The following is a 19,485-nucleotide window of genomic DNA, read 5'->3' as shown; positions in this document are numbered from 1 at the left end:
GGCTATATTGCCGCCGTCCACCACGTGCTTCGACATCTTTTCGCCGTTGCCCGGCGACAACGAAGTGATCAACCAGGTCGATCGGCTAAGTTCCAACGACACAAAAATTGCGCGAAGATCAGTGCGGACAGCGGTTGGCGTCTTTGATTGAACGGATGTGGCTTCCATAACCTGTTCCTTCTGAGCGAGTGCTTTGATGCAGCCTCACTCTGCCAGAGCGTCGGCCGCTGTTCACTCCTCATGAGATCTATGCCAACCCACTAGATGGTCAAATCTCAACGGCCGGTCATTCCGGGCACATCACTGACAACCTGCGAGACGGTAATGGCAGAGATGGGTCTTCCAGAAGGCCTAAATCTTCGGTTGTGCGTCATCCTGACATACTGCGAGCTCATTCCAATTTAAATATATCGTGCAATATATTGATGCCATACCAATATACTCTTGCATAACTGGATTAAATACTTTCACGATCCGCTTAGCCGCGAGTTGAAACGAGCGATCACTCGGAACGAGCGGCGCGTAGCGGTTTCGACTCAATTCTTCCGAGACGGACTTCCGGCGAAGCTGCGTGTGTCCGCAACGCATTCGAGTCGACGCTGTTCGTGATAACCACGCTGTAAAAATGAGGGCTGCCATGCATCACCCGCTTCCACCAGAAGTGCGCCCCATCGCGGGTCTGAACTTCCCGCTTTATCCCTGCTCAAACGGGTCCTGGTCAATCAAGCCAACAGTCGGCGCCTCAAGCGTGCGGGTTATGATTTGTTCCATTCCGAAGGCCGGCACCCACCTCTATGCACGTCTTCTTGCTCTGCTCGGGCTTGAAAAGTCCGATGTGTTTTTCAATAGAGACTATCTCGGAGATTTCCGCTTTGTAGATGTCGAGAGAGCTCGCTTCACTCATTCGGGCAATATAATATGGATACCGATTGAGATATCATCGCTTTTTGTCCAGCCGGGTCAGTTTGGGTATGGCCATCTGCCCTGCGACATCGCCATCCGTCGTTGTTTAGCAGATTTCAAAATCATCTTCGTAGCGCGCGAAATGCGGGCGGCAATTGTGTCGCAGATGCGATATGTCGGCGACAGCGACTGGTGTCCACCCGGGAGGACTGAGATCAAGTGGCGCAATGAGCCGAACGGGCAAGACAAAATGCTGAGGTATTTCGACGAGATCGCGCCCTTCATCTTCAACAACCGTTGCCACCCGATGGCACCGTGGACAGATCAGGTTGATGTGCTTGGATTGACGTATGAGGAGATCATAGGCGACCAAGGACGCGAAGTTCAGCTCGCGACGATCCGCAAAGTCGCAGAATTTTGCGACACCCAGATATCGCAGCCCGAGTTGATTTTAGATCAACTGATCGGTAAGCAGACATTCACGTTCTCCGGCTGCCGAACATCCTGGGAATCCTGTTGGAACCCGGAGATCGAGGAGCGATTCGTGAAGCTCGGTGGATCGAAACTCAACGAGCGTTTCGGCTTTGGCACGAGATAGGCTCAGTCACGCCTCACAGCGTTGTAGTATTTTCGCGCGGCACCAGCAAAGACCACCAAACACGGCCTATGCATCTGGATAGTAAATTCCAGCCGAAATTCCGCGCACGTATACGTTCACTGCGCTGCCAGATTGCAGCGTTTTGCCATGAGCAACTGACGGGTTTCGTCCAGACAGTACTGGGCCTGTGCTACCTATCGCACCAGCGTTTCGGTAATGATATTTGTCGTCGTTTGGATAAAGCTTGCTCGGTATGGATGCTGTGAGCTTGTTCGCAGAACATTTTTTGTTGAACTTTACGAGGACCGGGCCTTCGCCGCTCTCGTTTAGCCGCAGGCTTGGCGCGGACGGTCGGTTTTACTTCACTGCCACGCCAGCAATCCGGAACCCGGACAGAAAGTCGTCGAGCGGCAATGCCTCGCCATCAGTGGCGGAACCATCTAGTCTGGACGCCTTATCACCGTTGATCCTTCTGCGGCCACGGGCGGTGCGCTCGGCTTAAAGTCATTGAGGACGCGATCAATCTCGCTGCGGTCATCGTCAGCAATTGCCGACGCGTCTCGCTATCCATATCGCCGTGTCCATGCCTTTCCTCCGATGCCTCCCGAACAACGACAAGCTTGGCGCGCACCTCATCACCGTAAACCCGCCGCCCAGGCTGCGGCCATCGCGAAGGACCTCCAAGACGGTCTGGCGCTTATTTAAGCAGCTCATCCCCATTTTCATCTCTGATGGCAGCGGCTTGGCATTTCGAGAATGGTCACGGCGTTCTGTTCCCGCCAGCGCTGATGCCTGGTAGCCAGGCTCATCGCTCGGGATGACGCGATCCAGCGCGGCCATCAGCTCCTGTCTCTTTCACGCTGCTTCAACCTTTCAGCCAGTGCGACCCGCTTCTGCTTCAACCCCGTCCGCGACACTCATTCGAGGCTCCTTTTTCATCGGGACGGGTAGCCTCAGCCTTGTCGTTGATCTGGATCAATGAAGGCGTCAGCGGCGGCGCCCTTATATACACGAACTCGCTATTGGCTTTCAGTGAACCTCCAATCGAAGCGGACAGTTCAAAAATATGCAAGATCCACTAAAGGGACGGCGACTGCTGCTGGAGAGGATCAGTGATGCGGCAAACACGGCTCCGGATGCGCTTGCGCGTATAGCACTTTATATCGTCAATGACCCCGAGGCCGTCCTAACGCTCTCCATCGCTGACTTTGCACACGACGCCAGGAGCGGTTCTGCCTCAGTAATTCGGTTTTGCCGAATGCTCGGTTTCTCTGGTTTTCGTGAGTTTAGGATTGCTCTTTGCAGTGAAATTGAGCGGAGGAAGGCTTTCCAATTGGCCAAACGCGCCGCACCGAAGGATGTAAGCCTTTCCCCGCGTGTCGCCTCACTCGCTACTGCGCTGCAAGACTCGATCGTTGCGTCTGCTCGGGCTTTTGACGATCTTCAAATATGTGATCTTGCCAAGCGTGTGCGAGCGGCCCGACGCGTCGAAGTGTTCGGTACGGGGCCGTCGTCTATCTGTGCCGACATTTTGGCGACGCGGTTGATTTGGCTTGGACTCCCCGTCCATTCCTCTGGTTCCGCAAGCATGGCACATGGTCTCGCGCGAGCGCTTGACCCTTCGAGCGTCGCGATTGGCATCTCCTTGTTGGGCCACAATGAGGAAACCAAGAACTTTCTGAATATCGCACGCAAAACCGGAGCATATACGATTGCTATTTCAAGCCGCGCAAGCGGCGAGGTGGCTGAGGCCGCAGATGAGGTGATTCTATTTAGTCCGGTTGGCGCCTGGCGAGTGCCTGGGTCCGCCATGCATGTGCCATCTGTCGTATTACTGACGGAATATCTTTGCCTCTGTCTAGAGGAGGCGGAGGCCTTGAGATCGGATCAGTAGTACAGTGAGGCAGATGGCACAGGCACAAAGAGGGCGGATCGGTCGCGCAGCGGGTGTGGGGAGGACGGTGGCGGAAACATCCGGGAACCCGTCGCAGCCGTAGGGTCGCATAGGGGAAGCGTTCCAAAAGAAAGAAGGAGAAGCAAAAGGCCTGTACGGAGCCGAAATAAGGGCGGTATCTTGCAGCATTCTCCTCTTTTGCAAGAGAGGCATTCAGGTGTCATCGCCGTGTCAAAGACGCTCATTCGGAAGACTAAAGCCAGGTCCGCGGGTTTCGTGCGACAAATGCATCTCAAGCGCATCAACGAACTCAGTTGACCGTTCGCGGCCCCAATCTCCGGCCAGAGCTCACATATTTCTTGGTCGATGCGTCTTTGGAAAAGATTGAGTGTGTTGATGAACATCACGCAGCCCGAGCGCCGAAAGGTCAGCAACCAGCTTTTCTGGACTGATCTCAGCTGCCATTGAGGCAGAGTGTTCCAAAAGAGCAAGTAGATCATCCCTGTGCTTCGAATGAAGGCTCTCCCGGTACATTTCGATCTTTTGAGCGATGACGTCCGAAAACGTTGCCCGACTCCCAAGATGCGGATCTTCTATTATTGCTTTTGGCCGTTCATGTACAACAACCCAATTCACCGCCAAGAGCCCTTCCAACCCAAAGAACACAATTTCCAGTTCCGCGCCGGAAGACTGTTGCGACGCTATCAGGAAGCCCGCTTCCGCCAGAGACCTGCGATCCTTGTCCACAGCGTCTGCAAACGCAGAAAAATTGACGTGATGTATATCAATATCATTCGGCACACGCTGGATGAACTGCGAAAGAACGATGCTCCCAGCAAGCCAGCTGTCTTGCGATCGATTATGCGAAATGGCGGCCAGTGCAATCCGCAGCAGGTCAGAAATCATACGGTTGAGGCTTTACGGAAAAGTGAGAACAGCCTGTAAGTGACGTTGACGTTGGGATAATCTCCCGACCCGAGCATCGCCGAAGTGAGATTGTTGGCAGCTGTGATTTGTTCCAGGAGGTCGTCCCGGGCGTTAGTGCCGAACCCTAGAAGAATATGACCTATTTCCGTAAGGAATCCCGGGCTTTCCGATAGAAATCTCTTGAGCAGGTTGTAGCCTGGATCAAATGCTCCATGCTCAAGGTCATCGATGAATTCGTATTTTTCAGGAGCGAAGTTCGATGGGTAATTCCAAAAAACAATATCGAACTTCCTACAAGGTGGAATATTACTGAAAATATCGCTTGCGATGACCTGGACATTCTTAATGTCGTTTCTCGCGGCATTCTCCAGCGTGTTCGCAACAGCCCTCGGATTGATATCGCAGGCCAACACCGACAGTGCACCAGTCTTTGCCAACCAAAGACCGGGAAGGCCGAAGCCGCAGCCAATCTCCAAGATGGTCTTTCCGGCGAAAGGGGGAAAGTTCTCGCAAATCCAATGCCAGCTCTGGAAATCTTCGGGAGGAAAAACGCCCTCTCGCAGGATAAGATCCAATCCAAACTCCCGCATTTGCCGCGGGAATGTCCGCCGTTGGCTTTCCCTGAGGGTTGCGCTGATCCTATCTAGTTCACTCATGTCTTCTCGCCGGGGTGGACACGGTAATCGTCGCTGGCTTTTTCCACGGTTCGTGTTTTCTGGAGCAGGCGATTCCACAACGGCATTGAAAACAAGCCGGCCTCGAGGATGAGGCGGTCCCAAGAGGAGAGGAGGGGTGCGTGCCGGACGAGACTTTCTAACCCGGCGCGATCGCCGCGAAAGTAATTTTGGACCGTTGTTGTGAGGCCCCGCTCCAATGCAAGCAGGATCGCTTTCGTGTAACAGAAGCGCGCGTGTGCAAGGGCGCTACTATCGCCCGAATTGCCGAACCTCTGCGCAGCGCCCCGATCGCCGAGAACACTTAGCAACGTCTCGAAAGATGAATGGGTGATGCAGCCAGTGTTGAGAAAATTCCAAGCGGCCACCTCATAGCCGATGAATCGTGTTCGAAGGATTGCCAGCTCCGCCTTCATTACTTCGTGACTGTCGCTTACATGGATGAGGTTCGTTACCGGATTGTCGCAGAAAAAGAGACTGCGTACGGTGCCACGCCTAGCCTGGGCTGGTTGACACTCCCCCTTTAGTTCTTGCGCGAGGAACAGCGCATTAGGTCCGCTCCAAATCGAGGCGCAGACAGGACGCGTGTCGAACAAGTCCAGCACGACTGGCCAGTGCCTACCCCCGGTCGAATTTGTCAGCGAGTAGAACGCACCAATCGATCCACGACTATGAAGTGAGAAGAACCGTTCTGAGAGTTCAAGACCGGTTCGTTGGCGAATAAAGTCGTCGAGGAGGCAGGTAAGACCCGACCGTGCGACTTCTGGGCCATAGACGATCAACGCACGAGAGGCCATTATGTATCCCCCAAAGTTTGAGGGTTGATATCTGCTTCTTCGCTTCCGTTCACCGTAATGTCGGTGGCTCTGACGGGGGTCCCTGCGAGCCAGTCGGCGAGACGTGCTGGATACCGAGCGTTAATCACGGCGCCGGGGAGATGTTTCTGCGCCATGAAATCGACGGCACATGCATCAATCGACGTGTGGCCGAAACGGACAAGCTCCCGGGCGGTGATTTGTTCTACGAGTGCTGCAGGATCATCGACAGCGCCACCGCGATACACTCCATCTACGTTCGTCCAGATGACCAGCCTCGGAGTGCTGGTAAGCCAAGCTATCCACGCGGCTACAGCGTCGGATGTGATGTGCCAGGTCCATTCCACTGGGTCAGCCGCAAATAGCAAGCGGGAAGGTAGTAGGACTGGGACTTTCGCCGCTTTCGCGAGAGCTCGGCACTCGCCGAGGCTCGCCGACGGGACTAGCTTGGAAGAGAAGGCCGGGTCAGCAAGCATATATCCGGTTTGGTCCTGCGCCAGAGCGCACGCATGGTGCGCGGTTGAGGGAGTCAATGAAGCTGCCACATCGACCGCCTCTATTGCTTTGTCCGGAATGCCGCCCCCGGGAACAACCAGAATTCTATGACCATGATCGGCAAGACGCTCAAGTTCGGCTACCGCGTGCTTGCATACTGCAAGATCGCGCATAATGCTCCCGCCGAACTTTACAACAGCCGAAAAGCCGTATGGAGGAAACCCATTAATTGCGCCGTCCATTTGTTGGCCCCTCCCTATACGAGGCAATAAGCACGACCTGGGATCTCTCGAACTTTCGCTGAACGCCGCAGCCCGGTTTTTGGGCGATCTGCGGCGCACAGTAAAATCACCTTCGATTCTCATAACGTTTGGAAATCACCATTCTGACCACTTCCGTGGACGTCAGGCAAACACCTAGAACCAGATGAGCCTTTTTTCATGGCGCAAGCCTGTTTGACCTCCAATCCCAATCGAACGATTCTTACGATGCCAGAAGGGGTCGCAGGTAGCGCTCTTTCGTCAATCTTTGTCCCTCTCCTTCCCATTGAATGAAGGTTTCGCGCATCCCGCCAGCCATTGCCCGCATGGAGTGATCAGGCCAAATCACTGTCGATATACCGGCGTCGAGGTAAACTGAAACGGGTGTCCTGAAATATCGCGTGGGGACAATGATGACGGGCAATCTGTTGTCCCAACGTCTGGCAAAGCACAGAATATCATCGGCAACAACTTTGCGGGAATGGATTAGGATGGCGTCAGCGCCAGCCTCCGCACAGGCGGCGGCGCAAGCCATCGTTGCGTCCGGTCCATGACGACCGATTTGGGTTTCGACCCGGGCGACGAGGACGAAGGCAGGTCCGGTCGCATCCTTGACAGCCTTCAGATCACCGCAAAAATTCTCGATCGTGGCCAAGGAATATCTATCGCTTTCAAAGGAGTTCATCTTGGGAAAGCTGTTGCCCTCAAGACAGACTCCGGCGGCACCGCATTCCTCAAGCTTGCGTGCCACAAAACAGACGTCTTCTCGTTTGCTGAGGCCACTGTCGCAATCAACTAGGACCGGTATTTTGATTCCGTCGAGCATGCGATCGACCATGTTGACGACCTGTGTCCAGTGCACGTCACTGGTAGTCCGATAGCCGAGAGCTGAATAGATCGAAAGCGCTGGCGCCCAGAGGCCCTTGAACTCGGCGCTTTCGGCGATAACCGCCGAAAGGCAGTCATGGGCTTCCGTCAAAAATGTGAGGCCGCTTGAAAGAATGAGGTTGCGAAAGATCATCGATGAGCTGTTTGCCGACAACAATTCGGCGTTCGCCGCAGATGTAGACGGCTGATTCATCGTCATGCCTCCTTCTTTTGAACTAAAGATGGGCCTCCGTCTAAAGGAAATCAACTAACATACGGAAATATAACATAAATATATCCCAGAATATATCCCAAAGCTCACTTGGCAAGTGATACGGTCCAGGCATGGGTGCGTCACGCTCTGAGTCGTCAATCGACTCGCGGTTTCGCTTCCAGTTGCCTACGGAAACGCGGCCTTTTGGGAGGTCAGTCAATTTACCGTCTTAGGCGCGTCAAACTCGCGCGCTAAGTTTGCCAAATAGTCTGTGATAAGGAGGTGGAGATGGCCCGTATCTTGTTTGAGCGCGCAGTCTACGTTCAGCGCAAATATTTTATTGACGAGATTGCCAGCCTCGACGAGGCCTTTGATTTTCTCGAAGCTTGGCCAGAGGCAAAGAGAGACCTCCCATACGACACGCTGTTGAAGGCGTGCAGAGAAGCGGTTAACGGTCGATTTCCGATTGCTGCCGTGCGCGAGAATCTGCGGCGGTTTCTGAAGAAGGCAGGCATGTTGGCGGAGTTCGATGATGTGCCGAATGCAGATCAGCTTGTGGCCGATCGGAATATCGGGAACGTCTAATCAAAGGGAATGGCAAGCCGGCGCCGAGCCACACAATTGCCATGTTGGATCCAGTCGCCAGACGCAGGAGCCGGCTTCGCGTTTCGCCGAAAATCGCAGCCGTATGACAATCCCGCCGCAGGTCACCTCGAGAAAGAGCCATCTTCGATTTTAAGGCCGCGGAGCAATAAGGATTTAACCACCTCCGTGTCTCGACATGGTGAGCGATCGTGTCCTTGCGAGGCTTTTATAAATGCACAAAAGATTTCACGGGCGGTTATACCTAAGCCCTGCATGGGAACGAAAGTCGAGACAGATGCTCAAAAGGTTCTCGCTGCGCGAGGAAATTCTATGAGCCGTCCTTTGTTGACCTCTTGCACGACGCCCGCGATCGCTCGCTGCTCTACATCGAGGTGGTTCATGAGTGCAGATTCAACTAGAGGAGCTGCCTTGCCAAATTGAGACATCGCGTCCGTTAGCCTTGACAGGCTCTCTCGGAAACCCGTGTGGAGTTCTGACGCGATTATTTTCATCCGGATAGGGTGAGAGCAAAAGGTGAACTTCGCGATGATCTTGCAAATCTCGCAATTTGAAGATCCCTCGGCGATAATGGTGAAGATCATTTCCGCTCGGATTGCGAGTTCGTCGAGAGATAAGTCATCACAAGAGTTGCCAGTGAACGAACATTGTGGTCGTCTACATGTTAGTGCGAATGCCAGAATTTCGCGCGTCACGGCATAAGAGTCCAACAAAGCGGCCTCGACCAGAGGCCGCGTGAAGTAACCCCTTTGGGGAGCAGATAGGATTTTCCCTTCGGCTGCGAGCCGGATAAGCGCTTCGCGTACCGGGGTCCGGCCAATGTTGAGTTTGCAGGCAAGCTCTTGGTCGCTGAGATGCTGTCCCGGCACAAGTGAGTAGCTGTAAAGCAATTGAAGAACAGCATCGTAGGCAGTATCAGCCTTGGCGGGCATCGATTCACTGGCTGATTTGCTGATTCCACGGCACTGAGGCGCTTTCTCACAGAGCCACATTTTTCATCGTCTCCTCTATTGAAATCGCTGAAAGCCTGTCAAGACGCCGGAGGTTTCGAAAGCTTTCGCCAATCACGAAGAGCTCTGCTTTGGCTGAAAGGTGCTAACGTCGTGACGAATAATTAACTGAGGCAGATCCTCAAACGCCACCGTCTTAGTCTTATCGCCTCATCCGCAAGATCGCGCAACACCTCCTTCGCATGGCGCCTTGCCCCCCATACGGCTGGCTTCAGTTCCGGCGTATCAGCTCGATAAATTTCTCGATTGATTGAGCAGCAGGAACTGAGGAGCTCAGTGGTTGTGATCGCCAGCGCTGCGGACCTCGTCGCCAAGATCAGTTGCTGCAACTATAGCCTAAAAACGTCAACTGCAGTAGCGTCAATGGTTGGCGAAGCTGGCGCTTCTGCTGCCTCACAATCACGTAACGGTTCTTGGCTGCAGTGCTAATCGACAGCAAATGGTGGCAGAACTTTTTTCATCAAAGCTGCTTCGCCATACGGTGTTCTAATGCGATCAATCTCCTGCCAGCCGCTCTTTTCGTAAAGGTATTTTGCGTCCTCTGTTGTGAGGTAAAGGGTATCGCAGCCGAGGCGCGATGCTTCGTGTACCAGCCTCTCGATCAATAAAGAGGCTATTCGCTTATTGCGGTGAAATGGATGGACGTAGAGCGACTTCAGCCATGGGGAAAGATCAGGTCTTCCCTCGAAATCACGCTCGCCCAGGGTGATCATTCCTACAGGTATATTGTCTTGGGTGGCGATCAATGTTAGCGGCATGGAACTTTTAGTGGCTGCTTCAAAATCGCGTATTGTCCGCTCGTACGAGTCATTCGATTGACAACCCCATTGTCCGAAAGTCCAGCTCGCGCAAACGGGTATTAAATTCGGGTATGTTTCCAGGTAATCGATCGCTACTGGAGCTCCGGTTTGAAGTGGTCTAGCAGTCATAGTATCTCCATGTTTTCTTGACGGCGGCGACGTATCAGGGGGTAACCTGCCGGCGGTTCCATCGCCGACCCTTCTCACCAGACTCTCTAGGGTCGGGCTTTTCGATCATTGCTTCGCCGTTCATGATCGTTTCGAATGTCTCGCTTCCGTTTGCCACAGTCAAAGAGCGGACGTCCGAGATAGGCGTTATAGTTCTCGCCGCCAGCGGTAGTGGCATATTTGAAACTGACAGCATTGTAGAGATCGATGATGAGATTGGGAATGGATTGATCCGTCTTGAAACCCCCACTTTATCAGCGCCGGCGCTGACATGAATGCTCATCGCCACTAAGTCCACGCGCGATTTCCTTGTTTCGTTCGTCGATCGCAGGTGGCTTCACGCCTATTGCTAACTTCCAGACTTCGACCCAAACCCAGCTGCTCACCTCAGATCAAGATCATGTCCGAAACGATCTGGTCGGTATGGCTGAGGCTGTCGCCGAGCCCCTGCATTACCCCGTTTCGATCAGCCTCGTGCCGATTTTGACTCATCTTCCGCTTGCCCTGCAGCGAAACGATCGGCATGCGAATGCCAACAATGCTGCGGAGCTCAGCCTTGATGTAGGCTTCGGGGGCATCCGTGACCGCCCAGGGCAGCGGGCGTGAGGCCTCGTGAATGGCCGTAAGGCGCGACACGACCTCAAGCAATCGTTCGGCATCCGCGAAGAACTCAACTGGTCCACTCGCATGGACGGCGGTGTAGTTCCACGTCGGGACGACCTTCCCGTGCTCGACCTTCGAGGCATACCAAGAAGGGGTCACATAGGCGTCGGGTCCCATGAAGACTGCAAGTCCATGTCCAATGACATCGGCCTGCCATTGTGGGTTCAGTCGAGCGAGGTGCGCATAGAGGACGCCCTTTTCTTCCTCGGTCTCATCGATGAACATCGGTAAGGATGTGGCCATCGGGCCATCGGGTGTTGCCGTTACGAAATTGGCAAGGCGATATTGCCGCATCATTGCATAGAGTTCGACCGCGTCTTCCACGGCAAATGCTGGCGGGGTGTACATAAGCATCTCCTTGACGTCAGCGCATTATTGACATCATGTGGCCAAAAATAAACCCCCAGTAAGGGAATGTTTTGTTGGCTCAGTCTCGAAAAGACTCAAGAAAAACCGGAGTGACCCATCTACCTTCCTTACATGACGCAATCAGATCTCGCGTTTGCACGGCGGATGACACATTACCCCGAGTCGCGCGCTTGAGGACCAATTCGGTGTCTCCAGGATCCCAGTAACGGCCGCCTACGAGCAGGTGATCTCCGACGGACACGTTCGAGCAGCGGCACCAACATTCCGCTTGCGGGCGGACAAGGCTCAGGAGGACGATACCCGCCTACACAATCGACCCATTTTAGGCCCAGGTGCTGCGTCCACCTAGATCCGCCAAGATGAGGCCGAACACCGATTACGTGGCTATCAACGCCGGTGGGATGTCACCCGCAGACGTCCGAGCGATTCAGAGGTCGACTTCCTGGATGAACAATTTTCGACTGCGTGAATCTGCTGCTACGAACTTCCCAAGATCCCCGGCAATACTGTCATATGGTCGAATATCCTTATAGCACCTGCTTCCATCAATTTCTCCGCATGGCAGGGAGGACTCGCTTCGGCATCAGGCCTTGCTTCTTCAACAGTCTGACCAGCAATCGCTTGGCAGCTTTGGTATCGCGGCGGGCTTGGACGATCTCGTCGAGGACGTAACCGTCCTGGTCAACGGCACGCCAAAGCAAATGTTTTCCGCCACCGATGGAAATCACGACCTCGTTCAAATGCCAGATATCCGTTCGCGACGGCTTCCTTCTGCGCAACTGCTTGACGTAAGCCGCCCCGAATTTGCGGCTCCATCGCCGTATCGTTTCGTAAGACACGACAATGCCGCGCTCCAACAGCATTTCCTCGACCAGCCGCAGGCTCAAAGGGACCGGAAATACAGCCAGATCGCACGGGCGATGATCTGCGGTGGAAAGCGGTGGTTCTTGTAACTGAGAGTCGGCGAGTTCATCTCAGCCGAATTATCCATCAACCGTTAAGCTGCTGATAACGTGACATCGCCCTTTTTCCATATGTGATAAACTTTAGGCAGGGTCGTTTGCCGCCGCCAGACGGATGAAGGTCGCTGATCCCAACTTCGAGCTTGCGCACCCCGGATTATCACGCTGGCTACAGGTTGGTTGACGTCGATACTCCGGGCGCTTTCGGGATCAACGATTTTCCTCTTCCTCGCACCATGCGGGCATCAAAATGTGGGCGAGATGCACGCGCTTACCTGGATCTCGGCTTTCTCACCCCGTGCGTTTGATGGAATCGGCTATCTTCGGGCCCAGCTTGTAAAGAGCCTTCCAAACCTTGTGAAACGCCTCTGCGTAAAGCTTCATCACTTCAATATTATTGGGCGGCGCAATCTCGGAAACATAAAACATCGTATCTAAGAGCTTTACCGTGTTTGGAAAATCGGTGGCCCTCCATTCGTCGCGAATACCTGGGAGATATTCGAAGACGGGTTTCGTAAGCCAAACCCAGATGGGCACGCCTTCGGCCTGCAGCGATTTCACCAGAAAGTCCCTTGCAGCCGGGCCTGGCCCGAAGCCGAGTGCTTCAGGTTCGATTCGTAGGGGAAAGTTGAGCATTGATTGATTACCGTCGGACGGATTGAATAGTGGAAGTATGCCTGCAAGCTCCCGGATCATCTCCCACAAAAATCTTCCATTGTCTCTTCGGATTTGGAGTTGCGTGTCCAGCCTTTCGACTCGAAGCTTTGCGATTGATGAGGAGAATACGTTAGGTCTGTAGTTATACCCTTGGGAATAGGGGGAGAATATTCGCTCGCCATTTCGGGATGAGCTCGTCAGCGATACGCGATCCACGTGTGCAATCAGATTGGAGTCGTCGGTAATTACAAACCCTAGTTCGCCGGCGCCGAGGTGCTTAGCGCCGTTTCCGGAAAGAGCGAGCGCGTCGGCATCAAGATGGGACCCGTTGACGATCGCTTTGGCGGCACCGATCGACTGGCAGACATCGTCGATCACCGCAATGCCTTGAGTCCGCGCGGCAGATCTTGCATCGGGCACAAGAACATTATTGCCGAAAAGGTGGGTGATGAGAACCGCAGCAACGTTTGGTCCGAACAGTTCGTTGGCCGCCCCTTGATCGATCCCAGCTAAGTTCATGTCGACATCAACGAAGACCGGCTTGAGACCACTGATTCCAATTGGGCCAACCGCTCCGGGCCAATTCAGCGCCGCGGTAATGACGCGCTCCCCTCGCTTCTTGACGTAGTCAAGTTCGATGTGGATCGCCGCCGTACCACTGCCCACGGCGCGCACCTGCCACCTCCCGGTCCATCTTGCAAGGTTTTGCTCCAACTCGATCACAATTGGATGGTTAACCCGATGATATCTTCCACCATCTACAACTCCGCGAAGAGCTTCCAAATGCTTCGTTTCTGCGGCGGGCCAAGGTGTAATACGTCCCTGAGGGACAACAGGCTCTCCACCGAAGACGGCGAGTTTAACGTCGGAGAAAAGACACCTTGTTTTGCTGGCCTTGAGACCTGGTGCGGTATGTCCATTCATTACTGCTCCGATCGTTTTCAATTGCATTGCTACCCGATAAAGGTGGAATAATCTATGTGCTCTGCGTAGCATTCAACCATAGAATAAAGTATATTATGAAGTATATTTTTTGATTATTTGCAGCTTAAGTGCCGGCGTATGTATAATGTGGGAATGCAGCACGCTGCGAGGCAGTCCTGCGTGCAGACCGCGTCGGGATCAATGGCCTGTAGAAAAACTTCAACTGTTTTTTAATGACTACCCACGCCAATTGAAGACATTGGACGGAAGGAGGCTTGAACGAAGAGGCCACAGATTTCCTTGCGCGGCTTGGGCCGATAGAGCGGTCTGGAAGACTGGCGCATATTCGCAGTTACAATCCCAAGGCTCTCCCGGCGCCGCGAGCCACGGGTTGGCCCCAGCTAGTCAATAGGCAGAGCGAACAACCGAATTTCGCCGTAAGTGGATTGATGCGATGGATTCTATGATAAAAAGACTGGAAAATCAACGTATTGGAGAAAGTTCGGACGCTTCTAACGATTGTTGTAAGATCGACGGCGCCAAGCGTATGCCGGCCCAGAAGCTGATTTCAACCGGGACCTTAGGGCCTGCAAATCGGGGCCGGCTGCTCCAGGCCTTGTACGATATGGGGGCGACTAGCAGAGCGGATCTGGCACGATTCACCGGTGTAAATCGAGCTACTATCGGCGGAATTGTGCAGCCCTTAATCAATCAGGGGATCCTCGCGGAAGGAGAGGTGGTACCTCCTAATGAGGCTGGCGGCAAACCGGCTACCAGGTTGTGGTTCTCAAAGAATGCAAGGCCTATATGCGCGGTTCTCCTGATGCACAATCGCGTACGCACGTGCTTGGTCTCTCTAGATGGCGAGATCTATGCACAGCGTGCCACCGATTTCCCCACAGAGCTAGCAGACGCCTCCGACGCATTTCGGATTGTCAGCACCTGTGTGGAAGAGACCATCGCATCTGCTAACTTGCCGATTTTAGGCATCGGTGTTGCGGTTGCAGGAATGATCAATACGGAGACCGGTTCGATCGTGAATGTCAGTCTCGCCCCATATCTTGATGGATTTCCGGTGGGACCAGAGTTGTCGAAAAGATTTGGGGTACATGTGTGTGTCGATCAGGATACCAGAGCTTTCCTCGTTGGCGATCGTTGGTTTGGGCAAGGACGTGGCCGGAGAACATTCGCGGCGGTCTACATCGGTGAGGCTTTGGGTGGCGCACTATACCTTAATGGACATCTTTATCGAGGATCTGCGGGAGCAGGCGGCGAAATCGGCCATACGACCGTACAACTCAATGGCCATGTGTGCCAATGCGGCCGACGCGGATGTTGGGAAACAATCGCCAGCTTGAGGTGGTTAAGGGATGAGGCAAAAGCCAGGGGGGTGCCGAAACCTCACATGTTGAATGCTGGCCGTTTGGTGACTTTGGCCGGTGGCGGCGTCAAGGGCGCAAAGGAACTACTTCAACAGTATGCATTCAACATTTCGGTTGGATTGGCGAATCTTCAGCAATTGATGGCGCCCGATTGCATTGTTCTTCATGGGGATATCGTGCTCGGAGGAAAGACGATGCTCAATCTCATTGAAGGGAGCTTTCGAGAATTGGTGTTCCATCGCCCGGGTGAGGAGATTGCTCTTGCTTTTGGCGATAGCGAAGACGTGGCAGCTCTGCGCGGCGCCGCCTGTCTCTTTCTTTCTGAATTACTCAATTTTGTCATCTGAGCGACGAATGGTCATTGATGCGGCCGCAATGAAATCGGGACGCGATTTGTGGACTCTGAATGGCGGTGCTCTTCTTCTCAATTTGTCAAACAACCAACTGCGAGACTATGGAAGTTGAATCAGAGGCGTTATGAAGGGTCACCTCACTACCGCTTCGGCGATGGTTGGACATTGAAGGAAAAATTTCGTTGCCCGCCCAGCCAGTCACCCGTGCCTTAGGAGATCAAATTTTGCCATGCATGGATCGCATCAGAAAAGCCGAGCCAAGGGCCGGCAGAGGATAGGCTGCTCCTCGATTGAGCCAAACAAGAGCTTCCAGTTCGGAATCAGGCCCGAGAAGGGGATCGGTTTGCACCCCTGCGAGTTATCGATCTCTCATTACCGCTGGGCGCCCAGAGCGTTAGCTTGGGTCTTAGAAACAACAGAGCCGGTGGCCGATGGCGTCGCGCGCAGGCACCGAACCAGCAGGATTGCTGCGATTGCCGCGGCCATCCGCCCGTCGCCGAGGCGTGCGAAGTTTTTGCCAAAATGGCCGCTCCCAGAAAAGAACTAGCTGCCTGCATTGGGGAAGTCACGAAGAGGTGCTTTCTTGACCCGCGAGGGCTCCAGATGGACGCGGAGATCTGACCGCCATCGATGCATGCCTTGCCTGCGCATCGGCGCGGGTGGAACACCTGTTGCGGGTGAGGTCATGCACCTGTCACGCATCGACGACGCAGGTGAAATTTTGACGTCTCCAACGGCGAGGACTCTATGTGAGCTAGATGATTACGGTCGCTGTGACCTCCCACTGCGAATTTCCTATTCGGCCGCCGCATCGGCTGCGAAGCCTGCACCTGGGTCTGCCTGAAGTTCTGGCAGATAGGTTCCACCGCGAGAAGGCGGATTCAAGCGTCGGTCTAAATCCCGGTATGGCGGAAATCGCGACGGAATATAAAGATCTGAACGCGACGTTATCCCCGCTAGCTTTCGGAGGCGGAGACGACCGTGGTCAACGAACTGAACGACGCGGTCCCTATCGATGTCGGTCGAGCGCGAAGACACGGCGAACTGGGGTAAGGTGCTTTGCCGCAAGGAGCCGGCAGAACGCCGACCTGCCAAGGCGCGCTTCGCACCATACTATCTCTGGGACAACCGGGCGACGGGTGAGACGCTCGTCTGGGTGAAAACGGAAAAATAGTCCGATCGAGTCACTCAAGGGGAAGTGTCTACCTTGATAGGCGCGTTTTTCGGAAAGTTCGCGCGCAATCAGAGCCGACACCCAGTCGTATCGAGATAGCCCAGGCGCTGTAAAGCAGCCGACTATCTCTCCACCATCCGCCGCCCCGTGCACGCTCATTCAAGCCGCCGCAAAGGCGGGCGGCCCGCGCGAGCGGGGGCTGCTGGACCTGCAGTTCGGACGGGAAAGCGGGACGGAAAGCTTAACAACCATAAAGACATTCGACAGTGAGGGCGCGATGCGGGCCGGCAGCATGAGGTAGGGACGGGCCACTGCAGTGTCGCAAGGACGACAGTGTGTCGGGTCCTCGATAAATGTCGGAGATCGGACATAGGGGCGGGCGGCTCACCATATTGTATTGAAAGAGTTTTTCTCTTTGGCACGATTGGTGCTTCGGATGATCCGCAAACGTCGCGGTACGAACCGATACTAGGGGAGGTAGGGTCATCCCGATGGTCATCGATCCAGTCGCGCAAAAGGTTAGGAGTTAGTGCAGCATGAACTCGAGTATGAAATATTTGGCCCAAGCAAGTGCCGCCGCGTTGCTCTCGACGGCCGCCGCTGCGTCGGCGAACGAAGGTATGTGGATGCCGGGCCAGACCGCAGAACTGGGCGCGGCCATGCGCGCGGATGGGCTTCAGATCGATCCCGCACAGCTGAGCCGTCTGGACGCTTACCCGCTCAGCGCGATCGTATCACTGGACGGATGCTCCGCCTCCTTCGTCAGTCCGCAAGGGCTGGTCGCGACCAACCATCACTGCGTGCTGGGATCCATCCAGTACAACAGCACGGAGAGCCAGGACTATCTCACCAACGGCTTTCTGGCGAAGAGCCTGGATGAAGAATTGCCTGCGGCGCCCGACAGCCGTATCTATGTGATCGAGGATATGCGGGATGTGACCGCTGACATGCTCAAGGGCGTCTCGGACAAGCTGAACGGCTTTGCCCGCTATGAGCGGCTCGAAGCGAACCGCAAGGCGCTGATCGCCGTGTGTGAAGAACAGCCCAATCGCCGCTGCGGCGTAAGGTTCTATTATGGCGGCGCCTCCTACTATCTCGAGCAGAAGCTCGAAATTGAGGACGTGCGCCTCGTCTATGCGCCCGCGCTCGGCATCGGTAACTTCGGCGGCGAAACGGACAATTGGATGTGGCCGCGCCACACAGGCGACTTCGGCTTTTATCGCGCCTATGTCGCTCCTGATGGTTCCTCCCGGCCCTATGCGCGTGACAATGTGCCTTACCGGCCGAAGAGTTGGCTGCGCATAGCCAGTGAAGGCGTGCAAGAAGGCGATTTCGTAATGGTTGCCGGCTTTCCTGGCGCGACCTACCGGTTCCTCACCGCCGGCGAAATGGAATTCAACTTCGCGCATTACGAACCGCTGCAGCAGCATTTGCTTTCGAATTATGCCTCCCAGATCACCCAGGCCACCGCTGGCAATCGCGACGCGCAAATCGGCTACGCTCCGCTACTGCAAGGGGTCGAGAACTATGAGAAGAAGCTGGCGGGCGATCTCGCCGGCGTCGATGCCATTGGACTCAGTGCTCGCAAGGCGACCGAGGAGAAAGCTTATCGCGACTGGGTCGCTGACGATCCCGCGCGTCAAGCGCGCTATGGCGCAGCAATCCGCGAGCTGGACGCCATGGTGGCCGAGAACAGCCAGGTGTCGTTCGAGGGGCTGCGGCAGGGGCTGCTGGACAGCGCGCAGATGCTCTCATCCACGCGCACTCTCTATCGCTGGGCGAAGGAGCATGAGAAGCCCGATGACGATCGCGAACGCGGCTTTCAGGATCGTGACCGCAATGCGATCGCCGATCGACTGAAGCAGCTCGAACGCCGATATCTGTCCGACGTCGATCGTAAGCTGTTCGAGGCGGCGCTCGAGGAATATCGCCGGCTGGACGCAAAGGACCGCGATACTGCGTTCGAGACCGCTCTGGAGCAAATCGGCCTTGATCGACTTTATGGAGATACCAAACTCGACGACACGGCCACGCGGTTCGGCTGGCTCGACAAGCCAGCTGCTGCCTTCGAGGCGTCAGACGATCCTTTCATCAGGCTGGCGGTCGCGCTCTATCCGGGCGACATAGCTGCGGAGCGCGCGGAGAAGGACCGCGTCGGCCGCACGCAGGCGGCGCGCGCGACTTATATGCGGGGCTTGCTAGCCTATCGGCAGGCGGTCGGTCGGCCGATGTACCCCGACGCGAATGGGTCGCTTCGCCTCACCTGGGGCAAGGTGACGGGGCAAACGCGCGACGGGCAGATCTGGACGCCCTTCACCACGGCCGAGGGACTTCTTGCTAAACACACTGGCAAGGGCGAGTTTGATGCGCCGGTTGCCGCCATTGCCGCGATCCGGGCCAAGGATTATGGCCCCTATGTCGCGCCGGCGCAGGGCACGCTGCCAGTCGACTTCATATCCACGGTCGACATAACAAACGGCAATAGCGGTTCGGCGACACTGAACGGGCGCGGCGAGTTCGTGGGTCTCGCCTTCGACGGTGTCCTCGAGGGCGTTATCTCGGATTGGGCGGCCCCTATCGCGGACCGCACCCGCAGCATTCATGTCGATAGTCGTTTCATCCTCTGGACCATGGACAAGATCGATGACGCAGGCCGGTTGCTCAAGGAGATGGGAGTGCGGCCGGCGTCGCGCTCCGGTGCGGATAGGAACGTTGATAAATGATCAGTACGGTCAGCACTACCTTTTCCTACCACTGTGGTTGACGTGACAAG

At 55.1% G+C, this 19,485-nt stretch carries 15 protein-coding genes and 2 pseudogenes; 6 read left to right on the top strand and 11 right to left on the bottom strand.

Annotated elements, in window-relative coordinates:
* Positions 1–168: pseudogene (locus LPU83_RS10440) on the bottom strand (IS110 family transposase); the annotation flags it as partial.
* 469 nt (positions 169–637) lie between these two features.
* On the opposite strand from LPU83_RS10440, the gene LPU83_RS10415 reads away from it, so the two are divergent.
* Positions 638–1,501, top strand: coding sequence for a sulfotransferase domain-containing protein (locus LPU83_RS10415; RefSeq protein ID WP_024318369.1), 864 nt, complete (start codon positions 638–640; stop codon positions 1,499–1,501).
* A 1,066-nt stretch (positions 1,502–2,567) separates the two neighbouring features.
* Complete coding sequence (locus tag LPU83_RS75605; protein ID WP_024318371.1) at positions 2,568–3,395, top strand: MurR/RpiR family transcriptional regulator; 828 nt, start codon at positions 2,568–2,570, stop codon at positions 3,393–3,395.
* A 348-nt stretch (positions 3,396–3,743) separates the two neighbouring features.
* Here the strand turns inward: LPU83_RS75605 and LPU83_RS10100 are convergent, their stop codons facing one another.
* The 5 genes from LPU83_RS10100 to LPU83_RS09800 all read right to left on the bottom strand — a co-directional run bounded on the left by LPU83_RS10100 (position 3,744) and on the right by LPU83_RS09800 (position 7,647).
* On the bottom strand, positions 3,744–4,301 hold the full coding sequence (locus tag LPU83_RS10100) for a hypothetical protein (RefSeq protein ID WP_024318372.1): 558 nt from the start codon (positions 4,299–4,301) through the stop codon (positions 3,744–3,746).
* Positions 4,298–4,978, bottom strand: coding sequence for a methyltransferase (locus LPU83_RS10075; protein ID WP_024318373.1), 681 nt, complete (start codon positions 4,976–4,978; stop codon positions 4,298–4,300). Before LPU83_RS10075 ends, LPU83_RS10100 begins: the two co-directional genes overlap by 4 nt.
* Positions 4,975–5,793 carry a nucleoside-diphosphate kinase gene (locus tag LPU83_RS09950; RefSeq protein ID WP_024318374.1) on the bottom strand — a complete coding sequence of 273 codons (819 nt, stop codon included), beginning with the start codon at positions 5,791–5,793 and terminating at the stop codon, positions 4,975–4,977. The genes LPU83_RS10075 and LPU83_RS09950 overlap by 4 nt, the downstream gene beginning before the upstream one ends.
* Complete coding sequence (locus tag LPU83_RS09885; RefSeq protein WP_024318375.1) at positions 5,793–6,548, bottom strand: amino acid kinase family protein; 756 nt, start codon at positions 6,546–6,548, stop codon at positions 5,793–5,795. The genes LPU83_RS09950 and LPU83_RS09885 overlap by 1 nt, the downstream gene beginning before the upstream one ends.
* A gap of 241 nt (positions 6,549–6,789) precedes the next feature.
* Positions 6,790–7,647, bottom strand: a complete 858-nt coding sequence (locus tag LPU83_RS09800; RefSeq protein WP_082323310.1) for an isocitrate lyase/phosphoenolpyruvate mutase family protein — start codon at positions 7,645–7,647, stop codon at positions 6,790–6,792.
* Positions 7,648–7,935: 288 nt separating this feature from the next.
* Here LPU83_RS09800 and LPU83_RS09795 point away from each other — a divergent pair, with 288 nt between their 5' ends.
* Positions 7,936–8,232 (top strand): DUF982 domain-containing protein, encoded by a 297-nt coding sequence (locus tag LPU83_RS09795; RefSeq protein ID WP_024318377.1) that lies wholly within the window; start codon positions 7,936–7,938, stop codon positions 8,230–8,232.
* A 299-nt stretch (positions 8,233–8,531) separates the two neighbouring features.
* Here LPU83_RS09795 and LPU83_RS09765 read toward each other — a convergent pair whose 3' ends face one another.
* The 5 genes and pseudogenes from LPU83_RS09765 to LPU83_RS09155 all read right to left on the bottom strand — a co-directional run bounded on the left by LPU83_RS09765 (position 8,532) and on the right by LPU83_RS09155 (position 13,803).
* A complete protein-coding gene (locus LPU83_RS09765) occupies positions 8,532–9,242 on the bottom strand; it encodes a GntR family transcriptional regulator (RefSeq protein WP_024318378.1) in 711 nt (236 codons plus the stop codon).
* Between the two features lie 443 nt (positions 9,243–9,685).
* Positions 9,686–10,189 carry a GNAT family N-acetyltransferase gene (locus LPU83_RS09695; protein WP_082323309.1) on the bottom strand — a complete coding sequence of 168 codons (504 nt, stop codon included), beginning with the start codon at positions 10,187–10,189 and terminating at the stop codon, positions 9,686–9,688.
* Positions 10,190–10,615: 426 nt separating this feature from the next.
* Positions 10,616–11,239: an FMN-binding negative transcriptional regulator gene (locus LPU83_RS09495; RefSeq protein WP_024318380.1), complete on the bottom strand. Its 624-nt coding sequence runs from the start codon at positions 11,237–11,239 to the stop codon at positions 10,616–10,618.
* A 587-nt stretch (positions 11,240–11,826) separates the two neighbouring features.
* Positions 11,827–12,233, bottom strand: a pseudogene (locus tag LPU83_RS09210) (IS6 family transposase); the annotation flags it as partial.
* A gap of 280 nt (positions 12,234–12,513) precedes the next feature.
* Positions 12,514–13,803 carry a DegT/DnrJ/EryC1/StrS family aminotransferase gene (locus LPU83_RS09155; protein ID WP_024318381.1) on the bottom strand — a complete coding sequence of 430 codons (1,290 nt, stop codon included), beginning with the start codon at positions 13,801–13,803 and terminating at the stop codon, positions 12,514–12,516.
* 454 nt (positions 13,804–14,257) lie between these two features.
* Here LPU83_RS09155 and LPU83_RS09115 point away from each other — a divergent pair, with 454 nt between their 5' ends.
* The 3 genes from LPU83_RS09115 (at position 14,258) to LPU83_RS08920 (ending at position 19,435) form a co-directional block, all read left to right on the top strand.
* Positions 14,258–15,532, top strand: coding sequence for an ROK family protein (locus LPU83_RS09115; protein ID WP_029710451.1), 1,275 nt, complete (start codon positions 14,258–14,260; stop codon positions 15,530–15,532).
* 1,021 nt (positions 15,533–16,553) lie between these two features.
* Positions 16,554–16,712: a hypothetical protein gene (locus LPU83_RS75600; protein ID WP_157997281.1), complete on the top strand. Its 159-nt coding sequence runs from the start codon at positions 16,554–16,556 to the stop codon at positions 16,710–16,712.
* Between the two features lie 536 nt (positions 16,713–17,248).
* The gene (locus tag LPU83_RS08920; protein ID WP_024318384.1) at positions 17,249–19,435 is read left to right on the top strand and encodes a S46 family peptidase; all 2,187 of its coding nucleotides are present in this window, start codon (positions 17,249–17,251) and stop codon (positions 19,433–19,435) included.
* Positions 19,436–19,485: the final 50 nt, after the last annotated feature.

This window comes from Rhizobium favelukesii (assembly GCF_000577275.2).
Lineage (GTDB): Bacteria > Pseudomonadota > Alphaproteobacteria > Rhizobiales > Rhizobiaceae > Rhizobium > Rhizobium favelukesii.
This window is presented reverse-complemented; position numbering and strand designations above follow the sequence as displayed.